Source organism: Sorangium sp. So ce385, from assembly GCF_051474135.1.
Taxonomy (GTDB): domain Bacteria; phylum Myxococcota_A; class Polyangia; order Polyangiales; family Polyangiaceae; genus Sorangium; species Sorangium cellulosum_D.
Window position 1 is genome coordinate 5,087,685 of sequence record NZ_CP150337.1, and the last position, 25,546, is coordinate 5,113,230.

Annotated in this window: 14 protein-coding genes; 10 read left to right on the forward strand and 4 right to left on the reverse strand. The window is 73.3% G+C overall.

Going from position 1 to position 25,546, the window contains the following annotated elements; all coding sequences use genetic code 11:
- The first annotated feature begins 21 nt into the window (after window positions 1–21).
- Window positions 22–4,821, forward strand: coding sequence for an alpha-2-macroglobulin family protein (locus tag WME83_RS18675; RefSeq protein ID WP_437320633.1), 4,800 nt, complete (start codon window positions 22–24; stop codon window positions 4,819–4,821).
- Window positions 4,822–4,856: 35 nt separating this feature from the next.
- Here the strand turns inward: WME83_RS18675 and WME83_RS18680 are convergent, their stop codons facing one another.
- Complete coding sequence (locus tag WME83_RS18680) at window positions 4,857–5,609, reverse strand: SDR family oxidoreductase (RefSeq protein WP_437320634.1); 753 nt, start codon at window positions 5,607–5,609, stop codon at window positions 4,857–4,859.
- Window positions 5,610–5,733: 124 nt separating this feature from the next.
- On the opposite strand from WME83_RS18680, the gene WME83_RS18685 reads away from it, so the two are divergent.
- Window positions 5,734–6,648, forward strand: a complete 915-nt coding sequence (locus WME83_RS18685) for a LysR substrate-binding domain-containing protein (RefSeq protein ID WP_437320635.1) — start codon at window positions 5,734–5,736, stop codon at window positions 6,646–6,648.
- A 168-nt stretch (window positions 6,649–6,816) separates the two neighbouring features.
- Window positions 6,817–7,683, forward strand: coding sequence for a GNAT family N-acetyltransferase (locus WME83_RS18690; RefSeq protein ID WP_437320636.1), 867 nt, complete (start codon window positions 6,817–6,819; stop codon window positions 7,681–7,683).
- A gap of 48 nt (window positions 7,684–7,731) precedes the next feature.
- Here the strand turns inward: WME83_RS18690 and WME83_RS18695 are convergent, their stop codons facing one another.
- Window positions 7,732–8,577: an AraC family transcriptional regulator gene (locus WME83_RS18695; RefSeq protein WP_437320637.1), complete on the reverse strand. Its 846-nt coding sequence runs from the start codon at window positions 8,575–8,577 to the stop codon at window positions 7,732–7,734.
- A gap of 315 nt (window positions 8,578–8,892) precedes the next feature.
- Here WME83_RS18695 and WME83_RS18700 point away from each other — a divergent pair, with 315 nt between their 5' ends.
- The 6 genes from WME83_RS18700 to WME83_RS18725 all read left to right on the forward strand — a co-directional run bounded on the left by WME83_RS18700 (window position 8,893) and on the right by WME83_RS18725 (window position 20,430).
- Window positions 8,893–9,648: an SDR family oxidoreductase gene (locus tag WME83_RS18700; protein ID WP_437320638.1), complete on the forward strand. Its 756-nt coding sequence runs from the start codon at window positions 8,893–8,895 to the stop codon at window positions 9,646–9,648.
- Between the two features lie 1,139 nt (window positions 9,649–10,787).
- Window positions 10,788–13,013, forward strand: a complete 2,226-nt coding sequence (locus tag WME83_RS18705; RefSeq protein WP_437320639.1) for a type VI secretion system Vgr family protein — start codon at window positions 10,788–10,790, stop codon at window positions 13,011–13,013.
- A gap of 27 nt (window positions 13,014–13,040) precedes the next feature.
- On the forward strand, window positions 13,041–15,314 hold the full coding sequence (locus tag WME83_RS18710; protein ID WP_437320640.1) for a type VI secretion system Vgr family protein: 2,274 nt from the start codon (window positions 13,041–13,043) through the stop codon (window positions 15,312–15,314).
- Between the two features lie 16 nt (window positions 15,315–15,330).
- Window positions 15,331–18,096, forward strand: a complete 2,766-nt coding sequence (locus WME83_RS18715) for a type VI secretion system Vgr family protein (protein ID WP_437320641.1) — start codon at window positions 15,331–15,333, stop codon at window positions 18,094–18,096.
- The gene (locus WME83_RS18720; RefSeq protein ID WP_437320642.1) at window positions 18,096–18,677 is read left to right on the forward strand and encodes a hypothetical protein; all 582 of its coding nucleotides are present in this window, start codon (window positions 18,096–18,098) and stop codon (window positions 18,675–18,677) included. Before WME83_RS18715 ends, WME83_RS18720 begins: the two co-directional genes overlap by 1 nt.
- Window positions 18,678–19,116: 439 nt before the next feature.
- The gene (locus WME83_RS18725) at window positions 19,117–20,430 is read left to right on the forward strand and encodes a neprosin family prolyl endopeptidase (protein ID WP_437320643.1); all 1,314 of its coding nucleotides are present in this window, start codon (window positions 19,117–19,119) and stop codon (window positions 20,428–20,430) included.
- Window positions 20,431–21,395: 965 nt separating this feature from the next.
- Here the strand turns inward: WME83_RS18725 and WME83_RS18730 are convergent.
- Together WME83_RS18730 and WME83_RS18735 are read right to left on the reverse strand one after the other, a co-directional pair.
- Window positions 21,396–22,862: a hypothetical protein gene (locus tag WME83_RS18730; RefSeq protein WP_437320644.1), complete on the reverse strand. Its 1,467-nt coding sequence runs from the start codon at window positions 22,860–22,862 to the stop codon at window positions 21,396–21,398.
- A gap of 79 nt (window positions 22,863–22,941) precedes the next feature.
- Entirely contained in the window at window positions 22,942–23,376 is a 435-nt protein-coding gene (locus WME83_RS18735; protein WP_437320645.1) for a hypothetical protein, read from the reverse strand.
- Between the two features lie 64 nt (window positions 23,377–23,440).
- On the opposite strand from WME83_RS18735, the gene WME83_RS18740 reads away from it, so the two are divergent.
- Window positions 23,441–25,546 carry a hypothetical protein gene (locus WME83_RS18740; protein WP_437320646.1) on the forward strand — a complete coding sequence of 702 codons (2,106 nt, stop codon included), beginning with the start codon at window positions 23,441–23,443 and terminating at the stop codon, window positions 25,544–25,546.

A 25,546-nucleotide genomic window follows, 5' to 3' on the forward strand; every position in this document is an offset into this window, starting at 1 on the left:
CGGCCCTGTCGAAAGCCACCGATGCCCAGGCCCCCCCTCCCGCTCGCCGGACTCCTCATCATCGCCGCCCTCGGCGCCGCCGCGACCTCCGACGCGGCCACGGACCATCGCGGCGCGGTCGCCCGCGGCCTCGACCTCTTCGTCCACGCGCCCGACCGCGGCGCGCCCGGCGCCGCCCTGCCGGTCCAGGTCCTCGCGCTCGGGTTCCCCACCGCGGTCACGCTCCGGCCGCTCGAGGCGGCCACCGTGGAGGCGACCTGGGACCCCGAGCACCTCGGCAAGGTCAGCGCCGTCCCGCCGCCCGTGCGGGTCACCACCGACGCGAAGGGGCGCGCTCACCTCGACGTCCCCATCCCCGACGGGCCCGAGCGCGAGCTCCGGCTGCTGCTCGGCGTGCGCGCCGGCGACCGGCAGCGGACCCGGACCCTCACCGTGCAGCGCCAGGCGCCGCTCCAGGTCGACCTGCACGTCCCCGACGCGCGCGTGGTGCCGGGCGGCGCGACGTCGGCGTGGATCACCGTGCAGAGCCAGGCCTCGGGGCAGCCGGCCCCGCGCGTCCCCGTCGAGGTCAGCCTGCTCGAGGGCGGCGTCGCGCGGCACACGATCGTGGTCACCACCGACGCCGCCGGCGTCGCCATGGCGCGCGTCCCCGTCCCCTGGATCGACGAGCCCGGGTGGCGCTGGGTCCTCCGCGCCCGCGCGCGCGGCGCGGCGGGGGCCGCGTCGAACGCCGCGCAGATCTCCCTCTCGCCGCGCGAGGAGACGCCCGGCGCCCCGCAGATGCTGGCCGAGTGGTCCGAGCAGGACCTGCGCGCCGGCGACCGCGCCGCCTACGTGATCCGGATCCGCGACGGCGCCGGCCAGCCCGTGGCCGGGCTGCCGGTGCGCGTCTGGACCGGGCCGAAGGGCACGAGCCCGCCCGAGGACAAGGCCGCGTGGGAGAAGCTCACCACGCCCGCGCGCACCGACGCGGCCGGCGAGATCCGCGGCGCGGCCGCGGCGCCCACCACCGTGGTGCAGGGCGTGGGGACCACGCTGCGCCTCGTCGCGCGCGCCTCGCTCGAGGGGCACGAGCTCGAGCGCGAGGCCACCGTCTCCGTGGAGAGCCCCACCTCGGAGGCGGCGCTGCTCCCGGAGGCGGGCGCGATCGTCCCGGGCGCCGCGCAGCGCATGCTCCTGCGCGTGCGCGACGCGCGGTGGAAGCCGGTGCAGGGCACCTTCACCGTCGAGGGCGACGGCCTGGAGGCCTCCGTGACCACCGACGCGTACGGCGAGGCCGAGGTGACCTGGGACGCGCCCGCCGATCTCGGGGCCTTCCGCAACGTCGGGCCGTGCGCCGGCGGCGTCGCAGCGGCGGTGCGCGTGCGGCCCGCGGGCGAGCTCCCGGCGCTCGCGTCGCGGCGCGAGCCGTTCGCGCTGTGCGTCTCCGTCGATCGCGAGGCCACGGCCCTGCTCCGGCCCGAGCGGCTCCTCGCCCGCGCCGGCGACGCGCTCGCGCTCCGCGTGATCGACGCCGCCGGCGCGGACGCCCGCGCTGGCCGCCGGCCGGAGGGCGGCAGGGCCGCGGACGGCGCCGGTTGGAGCGTGATCGTCCAGTCCTCCGCCAGCGCGGCGCGCGCGGCGAGCGCCTGGATCGCCGGGGGCCCGGAGGGCGGCGCGCTCGGCCTGCCGGACGGCGCCGCCGGCGTCTGGACGCTCAGCGCCGCCGCTCCCCGGCAGGGCGCCGCCGCGCGGCAGGCCGGCGGCGCGGTGCTCGTCGCGCCGCGCGTGCTCCCGCGGCTCGAGGCCCGCATCGCCGGCGGCCGCGCGGCCCCGCGCGGCGCCGTCGACGTGGACCTCGCGCTCACCGACGGGGGCGGTCGCGGTCTGCCCGGCACCGTCGCGGCCGTCGTCGTGGACCTGCACGGCGGGGGCAGCGTCGGCGGCCTCGCGGCGCTCGACACGCGCGCGCGGCTCTGCCAGGGCATGGTCGAGCCCGAGCGCTGCGGCGCCTTCCTGGAGGGCGATCCCGCGCTCGATCCGCTGCGGCGCGCGGAGCTCGGCGCGCGGGCGCGCGCGGCGATCGCGCCGGCGATCGATCCGGCCGGCGCCGCGAAAGCGGCGCTCGACGAGGCGTTCGGTCAGGTGCTCCGCTCGCTCGAGGGGGCGGTCTTCGAGGCCACCAGCGACCCGGAGCGGCTGCGCGACGTGCGCCGCCGCGGGCCGGACGGTGCCTATTCGTGGAACCCCGAGCTGATGACCCTGGTCACGGCCGCCATGGATGCGCCGCCCGAGACGCCCGGCGGCGAGCCGCTCTCGCTCGCGGACCTCCTGGCGGTGGACCCGCAGGTCACGTTCGATCACGTCGCTCGCCGTGTCACCCGCCTCAAGCTCTTCCGCATCCTCGCCGCGACGCGCGCGTTCCGGCGCGAGCGGCTGCTCGACCCCGACGAGCCGGCGCTCCGCGATCCGAACGCGCTGCTCCGCCGCCTGGTGCGCGACGAGCAGCTCGAGGAGTCGCTCCTGCGCGATCCCTGGGGCGGCACGATCCAGTTCACCCCGACGACCGCGCCGCCCGCGCCGTTCCTCACGGTGCGGCGCGGCTTCGCCCTGCACGCGCCCGGGCCCGACGGCCGGATCGGCACGGGCGACGACGTGCGCGACCCGTTCGAGCGCGTGCTCCGCTCGGGCACGCCGTACGCGAGGGCGGTCGGCGAGGATCGCCTCGTCGACGCGAAGTTCGATATGGAGGTCGGCGACGCCACGGTGTCGGCGTGGGAGAGCCTCCTGGAGGAGCTCACGGGCACGGCGCTGGGCGAGGGGATCGGCCTGGGCGGCATGGGCCTGTCCGGCGTGGGGTCGGGCTCCGGCATGGGGTTCGGTCAAGGCCGCGGCAGGGCGGGCGCCGCCGCCCGGACCTCGTATGGCGCGGCGCGGGGCGTGTTCTTCTGGTCGCCGCCCCAGCGCACGGACAGGGATGGCCGCCTGCGGATGCGCGTTCCGCTCGGCGACGTCGAGACGACCTACCGGCTCGCCTTCGTGGGCGTGCCGGACGGCGCCACGCCGGCCACGGCCACGCTCGACGTGCCCACCGCGCAGCCGCTCTCGGCGCGCGTGGAGGCGGGCGCCGCGTGGGTCGAGGGCGACGAGGTCGACGTGGAGATCTCGGTCCGGAACCGCTCGCCGAGGCCGCTCCGCGCGACCGTGGAGCTCACGGCGCGCGGCGCGGCCGCGCTCGCGGACGCGCGGAGCCGGGCGGCGGCGGTCGACGTGCCCGCGGGGGGCGCGGCGCCGGTGCGCGCGCGGGTGCGCGCGGTGCGCGCGGGGCGGGCGGAGCTCGCGGTCGCCGTGAAGGCGCAGGGGACGCCGGGCGACGCGCTCGTGCACGCGTGGGACGTGGGCCCCGCGGGCGAGCCCACCGATCTGACCCACGCCCAGGGCGTCGAGGGCGGCGCCACGGCCACGCTGCGCGTGTCGGCGGACGCGCAGCGCTACCGCCTCACCGGCCGCCCCCGGCTCGTCGTCGAGCGCGGCCTCGCGAGCGCACTCACCGCGGCGCTCGACGCCATGGATCCCGATCGGCTCACGTCCGCCGGGGCGATGGCGGACGCGGTGGAGGTGGCGGCGCTCGTGGGCCGCTGGGCCGCGTCGCGCGGGGGCGAGGGCGCGGCGCTCGTCGCGCGCGCGGAGGACATCGGCCGCCGCGCCGTGGGGCGGCTGCTCGCGTACAAGGCCGGCAAGAAGGACGTGGGCTTCTGGCCCCCGGCGCTCCGGGCGCGCACCTTCGCGCCCGCGGCCGTGGTGGAGGAGCTGCCGGAGCTCGACGCGCGCTGCCCGCCCGAGCCGCTGCAGCCCACGGCGGCGCTCGACGCGCTCGAGGTGGAGCCCTCGCCGGCCGGGGGCGCGGTGAACGCGTGCTGGGACGCGCTCGTCACGGGCACGCTGGACGAGGTGATCCGGAGCGGCGATCGCGTGGCGCTCGCCCGGGTCCTGCTCGCGCTCGCGGAGCGGCCGCACCGGGCCGCGCTGGCCGCGAGCGTGGCGGACCGGCTGCGCGCCTGGGTGGCGCTGGGCCCGACCGGCGGCATCACGCTGCCGCCGGATCAGGCCGAGGACCGGAGCGCGCGCGCGGTCGTCTACGCGGCGCTGCTCCGCGCCGCCGGGCTCGGCCGGAGCGCGGCGCCGCCCGCGACGCTCCTCGGCTGGGTGGGCGTGCAGCGGGACGTGCGCGGCGGCTACGGCGCGCCGGCCAGCACGCTCGCGGCGGTGCGCGCGCTCCTGGCCCACGGGGGCGAGGGCCGCGAGGTCGCGCGGGTCACGGTGACGTCGGGCGGCGCGCGCCGCGACGTGGAGGTCGGTCCGTCGGGGCGGCTCGTGGTGCCGCTCGACGCGGGCGCGACGGAGGTGGCGCTCGCGGTGGCGGGGCCGGCGGTCGTGGCGCGCCTGGAGCGCCCGGCGCTCCGCCGCTGGAGCCGACCGCCGGCCGCGGCGGCGAGCCCCGTGCAGGCGGAGATCTCCTGGCCGAAGCGCCCGCGCGCGGGCGCGACGGGCAAGCTTGGGGTCTCGCTGCGCCACACGCTGGGCCGCCCGATCGAGGTCGACGTGCGCATCCCGCTCCCCCCCGGGGTGTCGCTGGCCGCGCCGCTCGACGGCGTGCGGCAGGTGAACGGCGTGCTCGCGCTGCGGGCCTCCCTGGACGCGAGGCGGCTCTCGACGCTGGTGGAGATCCCGGTGCGCTTCGCGCTCGCCGGGAAGGTGACGGCGCCCGAGGCGCAGGCCCGGGTGGCGCACGAGGAGCTGCCGCGCGCGGTGGTCCCGGCGCGGCCGATCGTGATCGAGTGAGCGCCGGCATGGACCATGGACCAGGCGCTGAGCGCTCAGACCTGCGCCATGCCGCCGTCGACGAAGAGCTCGGCTCCGTTCGTGAAGCTGCTGTCCTCGGAGGCGAGGAAGACGGCGGCCTTGGCCACCTCTTCCGGCGAGCCGAGCCGCCCGAGGGGGACGCTGGCGACGAGGCTCGCCTTGATCTGCTGCGCCTGCTCCTCGGTCGCGCCGAGCCCGTGCAGCCCTGGGGTGTCGATCGGCCCCGGGCTGAGCACGTTGACGCGGATGCCGCGGTCCTTCAGGTCGAGCGCCCAGGTGCGCGCGAAGCTCCGCACCGCGGCCTTGGTCGCGCTGTAGACGCTGAACGCAGGGGATCCGGTGGAGGCCGCCGTCGAGCCGTTCAGGATGATCGACGCCCCGTCGCGCAGCAGCGGCAGCGCCTTCTGGACCGTGAACAGCACCCCCTTGACGTTGATGGCGAAGGTCTTGTCGAAATGCTCCTCGGTGATCGCGCCGAGCGGGGCGAGCTCGCCGCCGCCGGCGTTGGCGAACAGGACGTCGATGGGGGCGCCTCGCTGCTTCACCACCTCGAAGAGGCGATCGAGATCGGCGAGGCTCGAGACGTCGCTCCGGACGCCGGTGGCCCTCTCGCCGATCTCCTTCACGGCCGCGTCGAGCTCCGCCTGCCGCCGCCCGGTGATGAAGACGCGCGCGCCCTCCGCCGCGAACCGCTTCGCCGTCGCGAGGCCGATCCCCGTGGTGCCGCCCGTGACGATCGCTACCTTCCCCTGGAGTTTGTTGCTCATGGTGTCCGTCCCTCGATCGCGGCGCTCAACGTCGCCGGCCCCCTGGAGTTAGCGCCGAAGCGGGGGGCAGCCAGCCGGCGACCGTGGCACGCTGCGTTCCGCTGGCAGAACGACGAGATCACCGATGCAGGATCTGAACGACTTCTTCTTCTTCGCCGAGGTCGTGGCGAACGGCGGGTTCGCGAAGGCGGGGCGCGCGCTGCGGCAGCCGAAATCGAAGCTCAGCCGGCGGATAGCGCAGCTCGAGGAGCGGCTCGGCGTTCGCCTCATCGAGCGCTCGTCCCGCCGCTTCAGCGTCACCGAGGTGGGCCAGGCGTTCTACGAGCGCTGCCGATCCGTCATGAGCGAGGTGGCGCTGGCGGAGGCCATCGTCGCCGAGGCGCAAGGCGAGCCGCAAGGGCTCGTCCGACTGAGCTGCCCCACGGGCATGATGGAGCTGGTCAGGCCCATCCTGCCCTCTTTCATGGATCGCTACCCGCGTGTCGCCCTGCAGATCATCCCCACCAATCGGCGCGTCGACTTGATCGAGGAGCGAATCGACATCGCGCTTCGGGTGCGCACGAAGCTCGACACCGACGCCACGCTCACCCGGAAGACGCTCGCGAAGAGCCGCCGGCTCCTCGTCGCGAGCCCCGCCCTCGCGCGTCGCCTGGGCGGCGCGCCGGAGATCGCCGCGCTCGCCTCCGTGCCGACCCTCAGCCAGAGCGAGCAGGCCGGCGAAGATGCGTGGGAGCTCGTCGGGCCCGACGGGCAAACGCATGTCGTGCATCACGCGCCGCGCCTCTCGTGCGGCGATTTCGCCGCCCTGCGAGATGCGGCGATCGCAGGGCTGGGCGTGGCGTTGTTACCCGATCACATCGCTGCGGCGGACTTGAGGGCTGGTAAGCTCGTCCGCGTCTTCCCCGAGTGGTACGTGACCGAGGGCATCGTCCACCTCGTGTTCACCTCGCGCCGCGGCTTACCGCCCGCGGTCCGGGCGCTGATCGAGCACCTCGCGAGCCACATCCATGACGGCGTGATGAAGGAGGGTATCGACTGAGGATGATATCTCCCGACGGGCTGGCCACGACGCCCACGTGAGCGCGCTCGTCGGCGCGGCCGCGCTGCTCTCGGCGCGCAGGACCGCACCTCTCCGCGCTCGCTCCAGGGGAGCGGCCGCTCGCGACCGGCCCCCTCCCGGGCCGGGGCGCGCTATCCTCGCGCTGTCGTGGTCAACCTCCGCACCCTCGCGCCAGGCGACGAGGCCGCCCTCGAGGCGTTCCTCGTCCAGCACGCCGACAGCTCGATGTTCCTGCGCTCCAACGCGCGCGCCGCCGGCCTCGCGGACCGCGGCAGACCGTACCAGGCCACCTACGTGGCCGCGTTCGAGCAGGACCGCATCGTCGCCGTCGCCGCGCATTGCTGGAACGGGCTCGTGCTCGTCCAGGCGCCCGTCCACACGGAGGCCGTCGCGCGCGCCGCCGTCGAGCGCTCCGGTCGCGCCAAGCGGCTCGGCGTCTCCGGCCCGTACGGGCAGGTCGCCCGCGCCCGCGACGCGCTCGGCCTGCCCGAGCACGGCGCGGCCCGCGACGCCCGCGAGACGCTGTTCGCCCTGGATCTCTCGGCGCTCCGCGTGCCCGCCACGCTCGCTTCCGGCGAGGTGCTCTGCCGCCGCTCCGAGCCCGCCGACCTTGATCGGCTCGCCCGCTGGCGCGCCGCCTACTCTGCCGAGCTCTTCGGCTGGTCGCCCGGCCCCGCGCTCGACGCGTCGTCGCGCGAGCAGGTCGCGCGCCAGCACGAGGACGGCGACGCTTACGTCCTCGTGGCGGGCGAACGGGCGGTGTCGTGCACGTTCTTCAACGCGCGCCTGCCCGACATCGTGCAGGTCGGCGGCGTGTGGACTCCGCCCGAGCTGCGCGGGCGCGGCTACGCGCGCGCGGCCGTCGCCGGCTCGCTGCTCGCGGCGCGGGACGGCGGCGCGGCGCGCGCGATCCTCTTCACGGGCGCCGAGAACCGCGCGGCCATCGCCGCCTATGCGTCGCTCGGATTCACGCCCGTCGGCGATTACGGGCTCTTCTTGCTCGCCGGCGCCTGAGCGGGCCCATCCCGCCATCCGGCGAGAGCCGAGCGCTGCGAGGCGCGCTCACACCACGGCGCGCGCGAACTGTCCCGGCGTGATGCCGACGATGCGCTTGAAATGCCGGTTGAGCTGGCTCTGGTCGTAGAGGCCGACGCGCGCGGCGATCTCGGACGGCGGCACGCCCCGCGTGAGGAGCGCTCGAGCGCGACCGATGCGCAGCTGGGTCACATAGGCATACGGCGTCACGCCGAGCTGGTCGCGAAACGCGCGGATGAGCTGGAACTTGTCGAGCCCCACGTGCAGAGCGATCTCGTCGAGAGAGAGCGCGGTGACGAAGCGCTCGCGGATCAGCTCGAACGCGCGGCGCAGGGGGGCGCGCCAGCCGTACGGGCGTCCGCGCTCCGCGTGACCCGGACTGGTGAGCGCGACGAGGGAGCGCAGCGACTCGGCGAGCGCGGTCTGGACCGCGAGGGGCTCGGCGTCGCCCGCGTGGACGAGCGCGTGCAGGGTGAGGAGCGGCGCGCCCTCGGGCGCTCCGCGTTCGAGAAACAGGCTTGGCGGGGGCGCGAAGGGCCGGCCTCCGAGCGAGAGGCGCGCTTCGTCGACCAGCGCGTCGCTGAAGAGCACCACCTGGAAGCGCGCCGGTCCATCGCGGCGCTCCTCGCGATGCACCTCGCCCGGGAGCATGAGCGCGAGCGCGCCCGGCTTCGCCGTCCAAGCGCGCCCGCGCGCCCGCCACTCGCTTTGGCCGGCCGTGAAGGAGACGGAGGCGACGCGGTCCTTCACGGAACGGTGGCGCCGGGCGTCGCTGCGGCAGCGGGCCACGGTCACGCCGGGAAGCGCCTTCGGTTGCACGATCTCGATACGCAGCGGATCGTCCGGATCGCCGGCTGACAGAGGGCTCGGCATGCTCCGGAGCCTAGGGGGCCGACGCGCGCTGCGCCAGGCCCATCTCCGTGGATCCCACGCCGCGCGGGTCCCGTCAATTTCGCCCAAGCCGCGCCGGCGGAGGGTGGACATCCTCCGTCCCGAGGTCGCGGGTCTCGTCGTCCTCGACCCACCCGCGCGCGAATCCGACGGGCGTCGCGATCGCAGGCGATCCGCTGCGTCTCGACTCGGGCGCTGCCCTCCTCGACGCGCGGCAGAGCGCCTCGGCGCCGCGCGCTGGCATGACATGGCCTGTCGTTCATCGGGCATCAGGCCCACAGATCCGGAGCGAATCCTATGGGACGGTTGCAAGACAAAGTCGCGCTCATCACGGGTGGAAACATGGGGATCGGCAAGGCCGCGGCGCTGTTGTTCGCCCAGGAGGGCGCCAAGGTGGTCATCGCCGCTCGCCGGGTGGCCGAGGGCGAGAGGACGGCCGCGGAGATCGTCGCCCGAGGGGGGGAAGCCATCTTCGTCCCGACGGACGTGTCGCGCGCGGCCGACTGCGCCGCCATGGTCGCGGCCGCCGTGAAGAGGTACGGGCGGCTCGACGTCGCGTTCAACAATGCAGGCGTGGAGCAGGTCATCAAGACCGTGCCCGAGCTCGACGAGGACGAGTGGGATCGCGTGATCGACATCAACCTGAAGGGCGTCTTCCTGTCGATGAAGTTCCAGATCCCGGAGATGCTCAAGGCCGGCGGGGGCTCGATCGTCAACACGTCCTCCGTCGGAGGCCTCGTGGCGACGCCTGGTCTGTCCGCGTACGTGACGTCGAAGCACGGCATCCTCGGGCTGACCAAGGCGGCGGCCATCGATTTCGCTGCTCGCAACGTGCGGGTGAACGCGATTTGCCCCGGGGGCACGCGCACCGCGATGTTCGACAGGTGGATCGAGGATGGGACCGTGGAGCAACGCGTCCTCGCGAGCCACCCGATCGGCCGGTTCGCGGACCCGATCGAGCCGGCTCGGGCGGCCCTCTTCCTGGCGAGCGACGAAGCGTCGTTCGTGACCGGAGTCGCCCTGCCCATCGACGGCGGGCTCGTCGCGGCCTGACACGGCCGCTGGGTGGACGGGTCGCCGAACGGCCTCGACGCGAGCCTCCAGCCGGCCGCGCCGCGCGACGGCGCGCTCGCGCTGCGGGCCTCCCTGGAGGCGAGGCGGCGCTCGACGCCGGCGAGCTTGCCGCTGTCGCCTCCGTCCATCGTATCCTGGGCGCCGTGCGGACTCGCCCACCCGCCCCGCCCACCCGCGCTCGGCGCTTACCTCGGCGTCCTTCTGGACGGCCGGCCCGCCCTCGGCCGATCGCCTATGCTGTGAGCAGGCTGGCCCTCCGCGCCAACGCGAGCGTGAAGTGCTGCCGCCGGTGACCCGTGAAAAGAAGTGGCGATGAGAGCGTGATGCAGAAAGTGAGGAATCTCAAGTGGCAGACCGTCGCGGCGGTCGCGCTCGTCGTCCTCGGGCTAACTGGATATCTGTTGGTCCACGTGAAGGTGGCCGGACATAAGATGGCAGGCATCTCGAGGTCGGTCATCGTCCCCAGCTTGCCCTCAGTTGCATGTGTCCTGACAGCTCTGCAGGCGACGCGCGGCGTCACTGTCACGAAACACTACACGGTGCCTTCGGACGTCGGATGGCGCCTCCCGGAGGGATGTACCGACCATCCGGCGTATGACGTCATCGTCTATGAGTGCGGGGACTCTGGTGGCCAAGTGTACCTACACCCTGGTGTTGGGGCACGACCGCCTCAAGTTGCGTTCGAATCGACGCTGCACGCTCCGGGAGATCCAGGTGCGGAGTATCCGCCCGCCAGGCTGGACCGCATTCGTCAGACGCTAAGCTCGGTCTATGCGGAATTGTCGGCTCGCTGCGGTCCGCTGCCCGACGCGAGCTCGGTGATCGAAACTATATATTAACATGAGGCGACCATGGACCACGTCGTCACCCCGAGCCGCCGCGAGGTGAGGCCGCTCGATGGAAGCGCGGGGGCGACGCGCACCGCGACGTCGATGGCGCGCTCGCGCGGGTGCCGGGCCTCGGGGGTCCCGCGAATGCACGCGGCGCAGGGCGCGCGGCCAGCCCGGATCGCGCGGCGAGCGCGCGACGGCCCCCACGCCCCGCTCCCCGCGTCGGTCTCGTGCCCCCGCCCAGCGCCGGGGCTTGGCGCCGCCCGCCGATCGCCTACCATGGCCCCGATGGCCGACACCTTCGCCACCTTCTCCCTCGAGGGCGACAAGCTCCCCGCGGACACCGCCGTGACCCGCTTCGAGGCCGTCGAGGCCATCTCCACCCCCTACACGGTCGAGGTGCGCTTCGCGACGCTGGACGCCGCCTTCCGGGTCGAGGACTGCCTGCGCAGCCGCCTCTGCCTCCGCGTCACCGACACCTCCGGCGCGGAGCGCCTGTTCGACGGCATCGTCGACCGCGCGGGCTTCGCGCGCATCGCCGGCGACTCCCGCCAGTTCGACGTCCGCCTGCGGCCCGCCCTCGCGGCCCTCGCGCACCGCGAGGGGTGCCGCATCTTCCAGGAGAAGACCATCGTCCAGGTGGCGCAGACGATCTTCGAGGAGGCGGGCTTCGGCGACAAGGTCGAGTGGCGGACCGCGAAGGAGTACGAGCCGCGCGAGTTCATCGTCCAGTACCGCGAGTCGCACCTCAACTTCGTCTCACGCCTCCTCGAGGACAACGGCCTCTTCTACTATTTCCGGCACGAGGCCGCCGGGCACACGATGATCATCACCGACGACCCCGCCGCCTTCGCGGTCGAGGAGGGGACGCCGGTGCTCCTCCGCATGGCGCAAGGCGGGCTCCCGGGCAGCCTGCCGCTCAAGAAGCTCACGCGGACGCGCGCGCTGCGCACGAGCAGCGTCCACCTCCGAGACTACGATTTCGAGAAGCCCGACGTGAAGCCCGAGTCGTCGCTGCCCCGCAAGGAGGCCTTCGTCCTGCCCTATTTCGAGTACCCCGCCGGCTTCACCAAGGGGAGCGTGGGCGCCCGCCGCGCCGACGCCCGCATGCGCGAGCTCGCCGCCGACGCCGACGTGTGCGAGGGCGAGAGCCGCGCGGCCGGGCTCAAGGTGGGCGAGCCGTTCCTCGTCGAGGGCGCCGCGGAGCCGTGCCTGAACGGCGAGTTCGTGGTCACCCACCTCGTCTCGCGCGGCAACCAGACGCTCACCGGCGGAGACACGAACGTCGACGTCGAGAACCACTTCCGCGGCATCCCCAAGGGCGCCCCGTTCGCGGCCGAGCGCCGCGCGCGGCGGCCGCGCATCCGCGGCATCCAGACCGCGGTCGTCACGGGGTCGAGCGCCCAGGAGCAGGCGATCCACGTCGACAAATACGGCCGCATCAAGGTCCGCTTCTTCTGGGACCGGCAAGGCCAGCAAGACCACACCTCGAGCTGCTGGCTGCGCGTCTCGCAGATCGCCATGGGCGGCTCGATGATCCTCCCCCGCGTCGGCTGGGAGGTGTCCGTCGCCTTCCTCGACGGCGACCCGGACCGGCCCGTCGCCCTCGGGCGCACCTACAACGCCGAGAAGACGCCGCCGCAGGCGCTCCCCGCCTCCAAGGCGTCCGGCACGCTGAAGAGCATGTCGTCGCCGGGCGCGGGCGGCCATAACGAGATCGGCATGTCCGACAGCTCCGGCAGCCAGGGCTTCGGCATCCACGCCCAGAAGGACCTCAACGTCACCATCGGCAACGACAAGGTCGAGGAGGTCGCCGTCAACGAGGAGCAGCACATCAGCGTGAACGGCTCCCGGTCGGTCAAGGTCGACGAGTCGATCTCCGTGGCCGGCAATCAATCGCTCGACGTCGGCGCGGTGCTCTCGCACAAGATCTCGGGCAACCAGAGCATCTCGATCGGCGGCAACGACACGACCAACGCGATCAGCAATTATGTCGAGAAGATCACCGGCAATCGCTCCTACACGGTGAGCGGCAACCAGATCACCATCTCGAACGGCATCGAGCAGTCGATCACCGGCGACATGAGCCGCAAGGTCGGCGCGCTCCAGCTCTCCGGGAGCCTCGCGTCGATCAACGACAACGTCCTCGGCGGCATGAGCGAGACGGTGGGCGCCGTGAAGGCGCAGATCATCAACGGCAGCCACGGCGAGCAGATCACCGCGAACAAGGACCAGACGTCGCTCGCGGCCGAGCTCCACCTCACGAAGGGCTCGCTCTCCCACGTGGCGGCCGGCGTGACGAACCTCGTGGGCGGGCTCCATTACCAGAAGCTGAACGGCGACCTCGTGGTGCAGGCGCCGCTCATCACGCTCCTCGGCGCCGTCGGCGTCTTCAAGGGCGGCGGCAGCGAGCTCAAGCTCGGCGGCGGGCCCATCGTGATCAAGGGGTCCAAGATCGCGGTCAAGGGCGCGCTGGTGGTCAAGATGGGCGCGTCGATGAAGCTCGGATCGTGAGGTCCAAGGGCGCTTGTGAGGTGAAGAGTGGCTGACCATCATGTCCTCGCGATCCCCTCCGTCAGCGTGGAGGGCAAGGTCTACCGGGTGCTGCGCTTCGAGCTCTCCGAGCAGCTCTCGGAGCTCACCCACCTCGAGTGCGAGCTGCTCGACGACGCGGCGGCGCTCCCGAGGCCGAAGGAGGTCCTCGGCAAGCGCGCGGTCTTCACGCTGTCGCGCAGCGACGACACGCAGACCCGCACCTTCGCGGGGACCATCGTGCTCGCCGAGCTCCTGCCCGACCCCGACGACGTGCCGACCTTGCGGATCCAGGTCGCGCCGGCGCTGTGGAACCTCGCGCAGCGCGCCGACTGCCGGATCTTCCAGGACAAGAGCGCCGTCGACATCGTGAAGGAGGTCCTCGAGGGCGCGGGCGTGCCCGCGGGCCAGCAGGACTGGCGCGTGACCGAGCCGCACCCCTCGCGGGTCTACACGGTCCAGTACCGCGAGCGGGACCTCGATTTCGTCCACCGCCTCCTCGCCGAGGAGGGGATCTACTTCGCGATCCACACGAGGGGCGAGCAGGACGTGGCCGTCTTCAGCGACGCGCCGGCGGGCCTCGAGGACATCGAGGGCGCGACCTCGCTCCCGTTCTTCCAGGACTTCGGCGTCGCGGGCTCGGCGGATCGCGTGGCGCGCCTCTCCCGCGAGGTCTCGGTGCGGAGCGACAAGGTGTTCGTCCGCGATTACAACCCGGAGAAGCCCTCGCTCAAGCTGGAGGCGTCGGCCGAGAGCGACGATCCCGGGGAGCACGCGCTCGAGATCTACGAGTACCCGGCGCGCACCGCCGACGTGAGCGTGGCGGAGCGGCTCGCGAAGGTGCTGCTCGACGCGGTGCAGGCCGAGCGCGACGTCGTGCGCGGCGAGACCGGCTCGCTCGCGCTGCTCCCGGGGCGGCGCTTCTCGGTGGAGGGCCACCCGTACGAGCCGCTCAACCAGGAGTACCTCGTGGTCCGCTCGCGCATCGCCGGGAGCCGGCCGCGGAACTTCGAGCTCTCGGGCCGCGACGCCGCCCTGGAGGGCGCGCGCGACGTCCGGATGGCGTGCGAGTTCTGGGGCGTGCCGACCGGGACCACGCGCTACCGGCCCCCGCGCCGCGCCCGCGAGCAGGTCATCCCGGGCGCGCAGACCGCGATCACGACGGGGCCCTCGGGGCAGGAGATCCACACCGACGCGAGCGGGCAGGTGAAGGTGTCGTTCCACTGGGATCGCTCCGGCAAGAAGGACGACACGTCGAGCCGCTGGATCCGCACGAGCCAGGTGCCGACCGGCGGCTCCATGCTGCTGCCGCGCGTCGGCTGGGAGGTCACGGTGCGCCACGTCGAGGGCGACGCGGACCGGCCCTTCGTGATGGGCCGCATGTACAACGCGCTCACGCCGCCGCCGTACGCGCTGCCGAAGGAGGCCGGGAAGAGCTCGCTCCAGACCGCGACGACGCCGGGCGGGGGCAGCAGCAACGAGCTCCGGATGTCGGACACGAAGGGCGGCGAGGAGATGTTCATGAACGCCTCGAAGGACATGTCCACCGAGGTGAAGAACAACGCCACCGAGTCGATCGGCAACAACCACGCGAAGAAGATCGGCGCCGACCAGACGACCAACGTCACGAACAGCATGACGAGCAGCGTCGGGGCCAACCAGAAGATCTCGGTCGCGGGCAACCAGGCGATGAAGGTCGAGACCTTCCACGTGGACGACATCGGCGGCGACCACTCGCTCTCGATCGGCGGCAACCGCGACATGAAGATCGGCGGGGATCACAAGCGCGACGTCGCCGGCGACAGCGCGCTCAACGTCTCGGGCAACCAGATCGATCTCGTGGTCGGGTCGGTCACCGACCAGACCCTGGCCGGCTTCAACCACGAGGTCGGCGCGGCGCTCGTGGAGCTCGCGCTGGGCCACCGCTCGGTGACGGTCCAGGGCGACCGGAGCGAGACGGCGACCGGCGCGAAGGTGATCGCGGTCAAGGCCGGGCGGGGCGTCCAGGTCGGCGGATCGATGAACGTGAAGGTCGGCGGCGCGATCGTCAACGTCGCGAACGGGGATCGCGTGGAGAGCTCGCTCGGCACCTACACCGAGCTCGCCGGCGGCGCGCAGCTCGTCAAGGCGAACAACGTCGTCTTCGAGGCGACCGGCGCGCTCACGCTGGTCATGGGCGCGTCGATCGTGTCGCTGACGCCCGCGAGCGTCGCGATCCTCGGCCTGTCCGCGAAGCTCGACGGCGACGTCGCCGACACCGCGGCGCTGGTGATCGACAACTGAGGAGCAGGAGGCGAACGTGGCACGCGAGACGATTGCGCACTTCACGATCGACGAGGTCCCCGCCGCCCGGGTGCTCCGCTTCGAGTCGATCCACGAGGCGGGCAGGCCGCTCGTGGTCGACGTCGAGGTGATCCTCCACATGTTCCAGGAGCTCGACGCGATGATCGGCAAGCCCGCGGCGCTCTCCTTCGGCGCGCCCGGCGAGGCGCCGCGCGTCATCGCCGGCACGGTGGAGGCGGCGACCTCGATCGGCACGACCGAGCTCGGCATGGAGGCGATCGGCGCGCGCTACGCCGTGCGCGTCGTCTCCTCCCTCGCGCTCCTCGCGCGCAGCGTCGACGCCCGCATCTTCCAGGACATGAGCGCCAAGGAGATCGTCGCGCAGGTCCTCGAGGAGCACGGGGTCGCCCGGGTCGAGTGGCGGCTCAGCGGCGACTGTCCGAAGCGCGAGTACTGCGTGCAGTACCAGGAGAGCGCGCTCGCGTTCATCTCGCGGCTCATGGAGCACGAGGGCATCTACAGCTTCGTCGAGGTGGACGCCGAGGGGGAGCTGCTCGTCTTCGACGACGACAGCACCATCGCCGCGCCGATCCCGGGCGACCCCGCGCTGCCGTTCCGGCGGCGCACGGGCCTGAGCGCGGCGGACGAGCGCGACGCGATCTACGCTATCCGCGAGCTCGAGCGGGTGCGCTCGGGCAAGTTCGTCCTCCGCGACTTCGACTTCGAGCGGCCGGCGCTCGACCTCACGGCGAGCGCGGCGTCGAGCGAGCACGCCGAGCTCGAGCGCTACGACTACCCGGGCGGCTATGTCGAGCCGAGCGAGGGGCAGCGGCTCGCGCAGATCCGGCTCGAGGAGGAGCAGGTCGAGCGGCGGACGATCGAGATCGAGGCGGTCTGCCCGCGGCTCGCGGTCGGCCACACGCTCACGATCACGGACGCGGGCGAGCTCGACGGCGAGTACTTCCTCTTCGCGGTGACGCACAGCTTCGTCCACGACGACGGCGAGGAGCGCGAGGGCGCCGCGTCGCGCTCGAGGGCGCGGGCGCGCCTCGTGCCGGCCGACGTGAAGTACAGGCCGCGGCGCGTCACCCCGATCCCGGTCATCGAGGGGCCGCAGACCGCGACCGTGGTGGCGCCGGCCGGCGCGCAGCCCGAGGCGATCCACACCGACGAGCACGGGCGCTGCAAGGTGAAGTTCCACTGGGATCGCAGCGACGTCACCGACGACAAGGCCTCGTGCTGGATGCGCGTCGCGCAGCTCCAGACGTCGGGCTCGATGATGCTCCCGCGCATCGGCTGGGAGATGATCGTCGAGTTCCTGGAGGGGAACCCCGATCGTCCGATCGTCACCGGCCGCCTCTACAACGGCGTGTACATGCCGCCGTACGCGCTGCCGGAGGGCAAGACCCGCACGGCGATCCGGACCGCGAGCACGCCGGGCGGCGGCGGCGCCAACGAGGTGCGCTTCGAGGACAAGGCGGGCGCCGAGGAGATCATGGTGCACGCCCAGCACGACATGAAGACGGCCGCCGCGAACAACGCCAAGAAGAACATCGGCAACAACGAGACCACGGTGGTCGGGAACAACGCGTCCCTCGAGGTCGGCGGCAACCAGACGACGAAGATCACGAAGGGCTCGTCGAACACGGTGGGCGCGGATCAGACGGTCAGCGTGGGCGGCAACCGCACCCTCGAGGTGAACGCGGTGTCGGCCGTGACGGCGAAAGGCAACGCGACGACCACGGTGGGCGGGAACCAGTTCGAGATGGACGGCAACCCGCTCGAGGCGATGCTCGCGCTCGCGGCGCAGGCGGCGGTGCAGTTCGCGAGCGTGATGGCCAACAACGCGATCTCGGCGGTCCAGGGGCAGGTCGACGGCGCGATCAACCAGGTGATGGGGCCGATCAACGCGCTGACGCAGCAGGCGCAGGGGGTCGCGGGCGCGATGCGGGCCGTCGCCGGCGGGGACATGGGCCGCATGCCGGCGATGATCGCGGGCGCGTCGGGCATCCCCGGCGCGAGCCAGCTCGGGGCCGCGATGGGCGGAGGCGGCGGGGGCGGAGGCGGCGGCGGGGGCGGAGGCGCGCCGGGCGGCTCCGGTCCTCCGAACATGCTCGCGTCGATCGCCTCGAACGCGGTGCACAGCAGCCTGGCCGGGCGGGTCTTCGTCCAGCCGGAGGCGCTCGCCTCGGCGCTCGGCATGGACGCGGCCGGCGGCGGCGGCGAGTCGATGGCGAACGCGGCCGGGCCGGAGGGCAACGTCGACGGCGTCGACGCGACCGACCGCGAGAAGGGGCCCGGACACTCGACCGCGAAGGTGGCGGGCACCCACAAGGAGGACGTGGGCTCGATGAAGATCCTCGGCGCGGTCCAGGACATCGACAACAACGTGACCGGCAAGAAGACGATCGACGTCGGCGCCGCGACGGTGCAGGTCGCGTTCGGCAGCTACGCGGAGAGCGTCACCGGCTCGAAGAGCGAGAAGGCGACGGGGCTCGTGGTCCTCAGCAATGCGGGCGAGAGCGAGACGATCACCGGCTCGCGCACCGCGATGGTGGGCGGCGCGGTCGTCGACAAGCTCAAGGGGTCGCACGTGGTGCAGGCGGTGGGGCCGGCGACGTTCATCGGGGCGTTCCACAAGGTGGAGGCGAAGGGCGCCATCGTGTTCAAGTGCGGCGCCAGCGAGGTGGTGATCAGCGGCGGCGGCGTCACCATCAGCTCCCCGCTCGTGGCGCTCCTGGCGCCGAAGATCCAGCTGCCGAAGAAGGTCTCGGAGGTGTGATGGCGGCCTCGTTCGACGGGGAGCCCGGCCGGTCCGGCGCGCCGGCCGCGGTGGAGGAGCTGGAGCCCGAGGGCGAGCCCGGGGGGGCGTCCGGGGCGCCGCGCGTGACCCTGGACGACGTGCTCGCCGAGCCGGCCGCGGAGGCCGCGGCGCCGCTCCCGGCGCGGGGGGCGCAGCCGCTCGGCGCCGCGATGCGGACCGCGCGCGTGGCGGCGGTCGCGGGGCGGCAGGCGCGGATCGTCGTGCGGGGCGTGGCGGGGCAGGTCGAGGCGCTCGTCGCGCCCGAGGTCGATCCCGAGGTGATCGCCGACGCGCACGCCCGCGGCGACGCGGTGCTCGTCGAGCTCTGCGAGGGCGAGCCGCCGCTGATCGTCGGGGCCCTGACGACGCAGCGGCCGAAGGCGCTCCACCTCAAGGCGGGGACGATCACCCTCGAAGGCGAGCAGGAGCTGCTCCTCCGCTCCGGCCGGGGCGCGGTCCGCATCCGCGAGGACGGCGACATCGAGGTGGTGGGCAGCCGGATCAGCGCCGCGTCGCGGGGGCTGTTCCGGATCGTGGGGAGGCTGCTCCGGTTGAACTGAGGGGATTCGCCGGGGAGAGCTCGCGGCGGAGGGGGCGCCGTCGAGCGCGCGAGGGATTCCTAGCCACTTTGCCGGCGAGCTCCCCAGGCTCGGCGCGCCAGCGGCCGCTCTGGGGCGCCGCCGCGATCTACCGTGACAACTCACGAATGTTCCGTGACATGTCACGAGCCGAGCAGGCGCTCGACCGAGGGACTGGCGCACGGCGCGCGGTGAAAGCGCTCGATTCCGCTCCGTTTTGTCTCCTGATGGTGAACTAATCCAGTTCCATTGCTTCTGCGCAGCGAGGGACCAACGCGTCCCGATATGGCACGCGCGCTGCTACCTCACAGGGCTGGCAGCCAGCATGGCTTGCTCGATCGTGCCGGGGTTTGGAGGACGCGCGCTGGCCCCTGGACCTGCCGCCCCGGCGGCGACGCGCCCACGATGCAGAGGAGCGAACATGAGAGCCGACTCACGCGTATATCTACCATTGTTGATTGCATCTCTTCTGTCCGGATGCGCAGGGACTGACGATGACGGCTCCGCGCCGCCCGAAGATATCGGTGTCGCGGACCTCGAGGCATCGAGTCGTTTGCCGGAGCCTGCCGTGCGGCGGGTCGATCCGCCTCAGCTCACGCCGGAGCAGCAACGGCGGCAAGCAGAGGTGGATCAGCTCCTGGCCGAGCGATACCGCGGCTATCAGATCGTCGAGACGACCCAGGCCTACTCGGGCGACATCATCGACTGGGTGGATTCGGACACGATCCCCGGCGCACGCCTCGCGCCGCCGCCGCCGCCCTGGTCGGAGAAAGACCTCCGCCCTGCGTCCGGCGCCCAGCTCGCGCGCACCGAGCTCGAAGCTTATCCAGAGCTACGCGGACCGAAGGGGACGACGCCGATCCACAGGCCCGATTTCTCGGTGTACGTGATGGGTGAGACCGACGCCCAGTCACTTCAAGACTACATCGAAAACTATCAGGTGAGCGGGCAGCCGGCAGGTCAGAATCGGCTTTACGCCGGGCTCATCACGACCGCTGCAAACAAGGCGATCGCCGGCGTGATCAACCAGTTCCAGGGCGACGTAGAGACGGGAACTTTCACCCTGATTGAAGCGGCGACCCTATGCCGCGGGTGGAACGAGCCTACCACGCTGGAGATGGTCGGCGCGGTGGTGTCTCGCGACAGGGCCAACTTTGGCAACTCGCAGACGCGCATTCAGGTCGAGTTCTTCACGCATGGCCCCACGACAGTCGGCAATAACGTGGGTGGATGGGACACCTTCGTCACCGGCTTCGTGCCCGCGGCGGGCCGCCCGTACGGCCCCAACTCCGTGGTGCTCGCGTCGACGCCGGGGCTGGCAACACAGCAGGAGAGTCGTTTCGATATCTCGCAAGACGCAAGCAACAACTGGTGGGTCGCGCACAACGGGAACTGGCTCGGATACTATCCAGTCGGCCTGTTCAACCTGCTGGGTATCAGCGCATGTGAAGCGGCGTGGTACGGTGAAGTCTATGATCCGACGCCTACCGATTGGACGTGGACCGACATGGGGAGCGGACAGTTCGATACCGCTGGATACGCGTTTGCCTCCTATGTGAGAAATCCCACGTACCTAGACTTGCTTGGAGTCGGCCGGTATCCGGGCGTGCACGTTGCCATGGGACCCGTCGACGCTGCATGTTACACCCGCAGTGCATTGACGACGGGCGCTACCCCGTGGGATCGCTTCTTCTATCTTGGAGGTCCTGGTGGTAATGCTGTGGGGTGCAACTAGCTGCGATGGATAAGGCTCCGCGCGCGCGACACCGACGCCCGTTGTTCTGGCACGCTTCCTGCTTGGTCCTCGCGGGCTTGACCGCGTGTGCGGTGGCGCAAGAGAAGCCTGAGCGCCCCGCCGGGCATCCGGGGGGGCGCGCAGACCCGCCCCTGGCGGCCTCCGCGGGGGCCGCGTCGCCCGGCCCTCCGCCGCCCGGGGCTCCGCCCGCCACGCCCGCGGCGGCGGTCGTCGAAGAGGAGCCGCGGCGGCCGCCTCAGAACGTGCCGGAGCGAGCTTGTACGAAGGACGGCGAATGCGGTGACGGTTTTTGCGATCGGGGTCGCTGCGCCGCGACGTCGGCGTCGAGGCCGGTGTACGGGCGGACGTGCGAGCCGCTCCCCACGCTCAACCCGTGCGGGGCGTATCTCTGCTTGGAGGGCCGTTGCAGGTCGTGCGTATCTGACGCCGAGTGCACGAAGGCGATGGGCGCTCCCACGTGCGACCGCTTCGGAGCCTCGGAAGGGTTCCCGGGCCGCAGCTGCGGCCGGCATGTCCAGGGTCCACCTCCCGACCCGAACCGCAAGCCGCCCGAGCTGGTTCCGGCGCCCTCGACGCCGTGAGCCGCCTTGTCGAAGGGGGACTGCGATCTCCCGTCTCGTTGGCGTTCATGCTCTCCCGCGCCTTACGGCCCGTCTTCACCGTGCTCGCGCCGAGCTCGACGGCTTGCGCCGCCTCCAGGCCGGCGGAACGCACGATCTCGCGATAACGATCGAGGGTGACGAGCGAGATCCTCTGCAGCTCAGCGACGAGGAACGCCCATTTCTCATCGCGCACCGGAGCGAGCGCGATCTGCCTCGCGAGCGAAGAGAAACTTTAACGCAAAGATGCCGAGTGAAGACGCAGAATGCACGACATTGGTTCTTCTTGCGCCTTTGCGTTGAGCTCTCTCTCGGGATCCCTGGTCGTACTCGTGATGGGTGGAACTAGCGCTGCGCGCTCTGCTCGATGAGCGCCTGCCACCGCGCCTTGAGCGCCGGATTGGACTGGAAGCGCTCGTGCCACATCGCGTGGAGCGCGGCCCAGCCCTGCGGGCTGAGCCCGTAACGGCTCTGGATCTGCTGCTCGTGTCCCGGGCGCTCTCGCAGGTCGGCGCAGATGTGCGCGTACTCGCCGAGGGTGATCCGCTCCACGCGCCGCATCTCCTGCTCCTCGACGTCGGCCTGCGCCCGCGGGGCGGGCGGGGAGGTCGACGCGCTCGCGGGCGCTCCGGAGGCGGAGCTCGGCTGCTGGAAGGGCAGGGCCCAGCTCCCCGACGAGCGCTGGGGGGGCAGCGGAGCAGTCTCGTCTCGGACGGGCTGCGAAGGGGCGGAGCGCGCGAAGGGAAGCGCGCTGTCGGCTGGGGGTAAAGAGGTAGGGCGCGAGAAGGGCAGGGCCTTGTCGGCCGGAGGCGGAGAGTCAGGGCGCGAGAAGGGCAGGGCCTTGTCGGCCGGAGGTGAAGGGGTGGATCGCGAAAAGGGCAGGGGGGCCTTGTCGATCGGAGCGACGGCGGCCGTGCGCGAGAAGGGCAGGGCGCTGTCGGCCGGGGGCGGGGGGCTGGGGCGCGAGAAGGGCAGGGCCTTGTCGGCCGGCGGCGAAGGGGTAGGGCGCGAGAACGGCAGCGCCGTGTCGACCGGAGCGACGGGGACCGAGCGAGCGAAGGGCAAGGCTCTGTCGGCCGACAGCGGGCTGACCGCCCCGATGCGCGTTGCATTCAGGCTCGCTGCGGCCGGGGTCGCGGTGCTCTCGGGCGGAGGTGCGCTCGAGGCGTCGCGACGGAAGGGAAGCGCCTCGCGCGGCGCGACCGCCTGCATGCCGAAGAGCGTCACGTCGACCCTCGTCGGCGGCGGCTCCGAGCTCGCCGTGGGGGTGACCGCAGGCACCGGCGGCGGCATGGCCGGCGGTGGCGGCGACGGCATGGCCGGCGGGGGCGGCGACGGCACGGCCGACCCCAGCGTCGGCGCTTCCACGCGGCCAGGCCCTGGCGGCGCGCCCGCGCCCACCCTGGCCCACGGCGATCGCGCAGCCGCCTCACCGCCCGCGCCCGCGGCGGACGTCGGCGCCGCCCCGTCCCGGGGCGCGCTCCGCAGCGGGGAGAGGTGCGCCGCAGGCGCCACCGGCACCGGCCCCTCCAGCTTCCGGCGCGCGTCCCGCGCCTTCGCCTCGGCGCGGCCCTTCTGCTCCGCGACGAGCTCCAGGTAGCGCTGGCTCGATCGCAGCTGCCCCCGGGCGGCCCGCGCGGCGAGCCTCGACATCCAGCGCTCCCGCGCCGCCTCCCACGCCTCGACCGAGAGCCCCGCCCCGGCGAGCACCTCGTCCCGCGGCAAGCCCGCCTCGAGGGCCCCGGTGATGGCGGCGAGCTCCTCGAGCGTGATCGATCGGACCGTCCCCTCGCGCCCCTCGCTCTCCACCATGCCTCCCCGAGCCTACGCCCCTTCGCCGCTCAGCGATGCGCCGGCCGCCCCGGCCGATCTCGCCCAGCGGCCATCCCCGCTACCTCATCGCCCGCTGAAACTGCGCCATGAGCTCGTCGTCCTCCAGCATCGCCGCGGTCCAGCGCTGCTGCGCGCTCAGGTAGTCCTCCAGCGTCAGGTCCAGCCGGCTCAGCACCGTCGCCATGTCGGTGCCCCGCTTCATCGCGCGCGCCGCCTCGAGGAACCGCTCGAACGACAGCTCGCCCCTCGCGCGGCCGCGCTGGACCCGGGCGAACGTCTCGGCGAAGGCGGCGACGAGCGGCGGCACGCCCACCTCATCGCCGTCGTCCTCGTCGGCCTCGGAGAGCCGCGCCTGCCAGGCGTCGTCGAGCGCCTCCCACCCCGCCTCGTCGAGCCCGTGCTCCGCGAGGAGCGCCGCGCGGTCGGCACCCGGGTCGGCGAGCCGGGCGGCCAGCGTCGCGTAGACCTCGACGTCCTGCGCAGGATCCTTCATCGCGCGGCCAGGCTACCTCAGCGCGCGGCTTGGGGCCTCCTCCGCGTGGGTGTATCCATGGCGCGTGTCCTTCTCGTACCTGCCCTTCGTCGCGCCCGGCGGTCAGGAGGCGCAGCCCTCCGCGCCCGCCAGCCTCGACCTGCTCGCCCACGACGCGCTCGAGAGCGCGCACGCCGCGCTCCGCCGCGCGGCGCTGTCGCTCGAGCACGACGTCGAGCCGGTCACCGACCTGACCGGGCCCGCGCGCGCCCTGGAGCGCGCCCTCGGCGCGATCTACGACGCCTTCGACGGCCGCGCCGATCGCGTCGCGGCCGTGCGCGCCGCCGCGGCGGAAATCGACGGCGCTGCTGTGGCCGTCGTGGAGGCGGCGGGGCTCGAGGCGGGCCTCGCGGCGGTGGGCGAGCTGCTGCGGAGCGCGCGCGCCTGGCTCGAGCGCGCCGAGGCGCGGCTCGCCGCCGTGCCGCCGGCGCCGCCGCTCGACCCGCCGCCGATCCGGGCGAGCCGCGATCGGCCGCGGCTGCACGCGGTCCCGCGCGCGTCGCTCGTGCCGAGGATCAAGGTCCCGGAGCCGCCCCCGGCCGAGCTCGTCGCCAAGCCGCCGCCGCCGATCGCGCGGCCGAAGACGTTCGAGGAGCTCAAGGCGGCCGTCGAGGCGCTGAAGCAGCGGGCGCCCGCGCCCGGCGCGCTCCCCGCCGCGGCGGAGGCGCGGCCGCTCGCGGCGCGGCGCGACGACGATCCGCCCGCGCGCCCGGCGCCGCCGGGCTTCGCGCGCGAGCTCGGCGCCGCGATCGACGATCTCGCCTTCCTCCGCGCCCGCACCCGCGAGTGCTTCGAGGAGGTCGCGATGGTCGGCATGCAGCGGGCGCCGCTGCTCGGCGACCCGTTCCGCGGGGCGCTGGTCCTCGAGCGGCGCATGCTGGCGGCCATCGACGTGATCGCGGCGATCGGGGCGCCGGCGCTCGAGCACGTGCCGCGGCTCGTCGCCGAGGCCCCGGTGAAGGATCCGAGCCTGGCCTTCGCGAGCGCGATGGTGCTCGGCTGCTTCGCGGGCCGCGACGCGCTCGCCGCGGCGGAGCTCGCGCTGCTCCGGAGCGAGCGGGACAAGGCGTTCATCGAGGAGCTCGGCGCCGCCCTGAAGCTCGTCCCGCACGAGCTCCTGCCGCTCGCGCTCCGCGGCCTGCTCCGCGAGCCCGAGCCGCTGGTCCGCGCGATGGCGATCGACGTCCTTGGGTACCGCGGCCTCGCGACCGAGGACGAGCTCGTCGCGGCGGCCTCGGACGAGGCGGCCCCGGTCGCCGCGCGGGCGCTCTACCACCTCGCCTGCGGGCCGAGCCAGCGCTTACCCGAGCTGATCCAGCGCGCCCTCGCGGCCGAGGACCCGGCGCTCCGCGAGGCCGCCTGGACGGCCATGGCGCTCTCGGACCACCCGCACGCGTCGATCGCGCTGCGCGGCGCGATGGAGGCGTCCGAGGGCGGCGACGCCGCGGCGCTCCTGCTCGCGATCGCGGGCGACGAGGCGGACGCGCGGCACCTCGTCGCGCGCGCCTTCGAGGCGCCGCGCGAGGGCCTGCTCGCGGCCGTGGGCTGGACGGGCGCGGCCTCGGCGGTGCCGCTGCTGATCGATTTGCTCGAGCGCGACGGGGACAAGGCGGTGAAGCTCGCCGCGGCGTTCGCGCTGGATCGGATCACCGGCGCCGGGATGTGGGAGGAGGTCCCGGTGGAGGACGAGGAGATCGTGGTCGCCGATCCGCCCGACCCCGACGTGGGCGAGCCCCGCGAGCTCAAGCTCGCGCAGCTGGTGAGCGACCCCCGCGATCTGCCGCCGGCGCCGGCGCCCGAGATGGTGGAGCTGCCCACGGTGGACGCCGCGCGCTGGCGGGCGTTCTGGATGGAGCGCTGCCAGGGCTGGGATCTCGGCGCGCGGTACCGGCGGGGGCGGCCGTACGCGCCGGAGGTCGTGCTCGACGAGCTCGACGCGGGCCGGGTGACCCCGGCGGAGCGGCGGCACCTCCAGCGCGAGCTCATCGTCCGCACCGGCGCCTTCGTGCGCTTCGATCCGCACGATTTCGTGGTGGCGCAGGAGGAGGCCATCGCGGCGTGGCGGCCGATCGCCGCGCGCGCCTCGGGCGCGCCGGGGCGCTGGACGCGGCCGCGCCGGCGCGCGGGGTGA

Coding starts and splice junctions, on each gene's coding strand:
- WME83_RS18675 (WP_437320633.1), top strand. CDS start 22: ATGCCCAGGCCCCCCCTCCCGCTCGCCGGACTCCTCATCATCGCCGCC.
- WME83_RS18680 (WP_437320634.1), bottom strand. CDS start 5,609: ATGAGCAACAAACTCCAGGGGAAGGTAGCGATCGTCACGGGCGGCACC.
- WME83_RS18685 (WP_437320635.1), top strand. CDS start 5,734: ATGCAGGATCTGAACGACTTCTTCTTCTTCGCCGAGGTCGTGGCGAAC.
- WME83_RS18695 (WP_437320637.1), bottom strand. CDS start 8,577: ATGCCGAGCCCTCTGTCAGCCGGCGATCCGGACGATCCGCTGCGTATC.
- WME83_RS18700 (WP_437320638.1), top strand. CDS start 8,893: ATGGGACGGTTGCAAGACAAAGTCGCGCTCATCACGGGTGGAAACATG.
- WME83_RS18705 (WP_437320639.1), top strand. CDS start 10,788: ATGGCCGACACCTTCGCCACCTTCTCCCTCGAGGGCGACAAGCTCCCC.
- WME83_RS18720 (WP_437320642.1), top strand. CDS start 18,096: ATGGCGGCCTCGTTCGACGGGGAGCCCGGCCGGTCCGGCGCGCCGGCC.
- WME83_RS18725 (WP_437320643.1), top strand. CDS start 19,117: ATGAGAGCCGACTCACGCGTATATCTACCATTGTTGATTGCATCTCTT.
- WME83_RS18730 (WP_437320644.1), bottom strand. CDS start 22,862: ATGGTGGAGAGCGAGGGGCGCGAGGGGACGGTCCGATCGATCACGCTC.
- WME83_RS18735 (WP_437320645.1), bottom strand. CDS start 23,376: ATGAAGGATCCTGCGCAGGACGTCGAGGTCTACGCGACGCTGGCCGCC.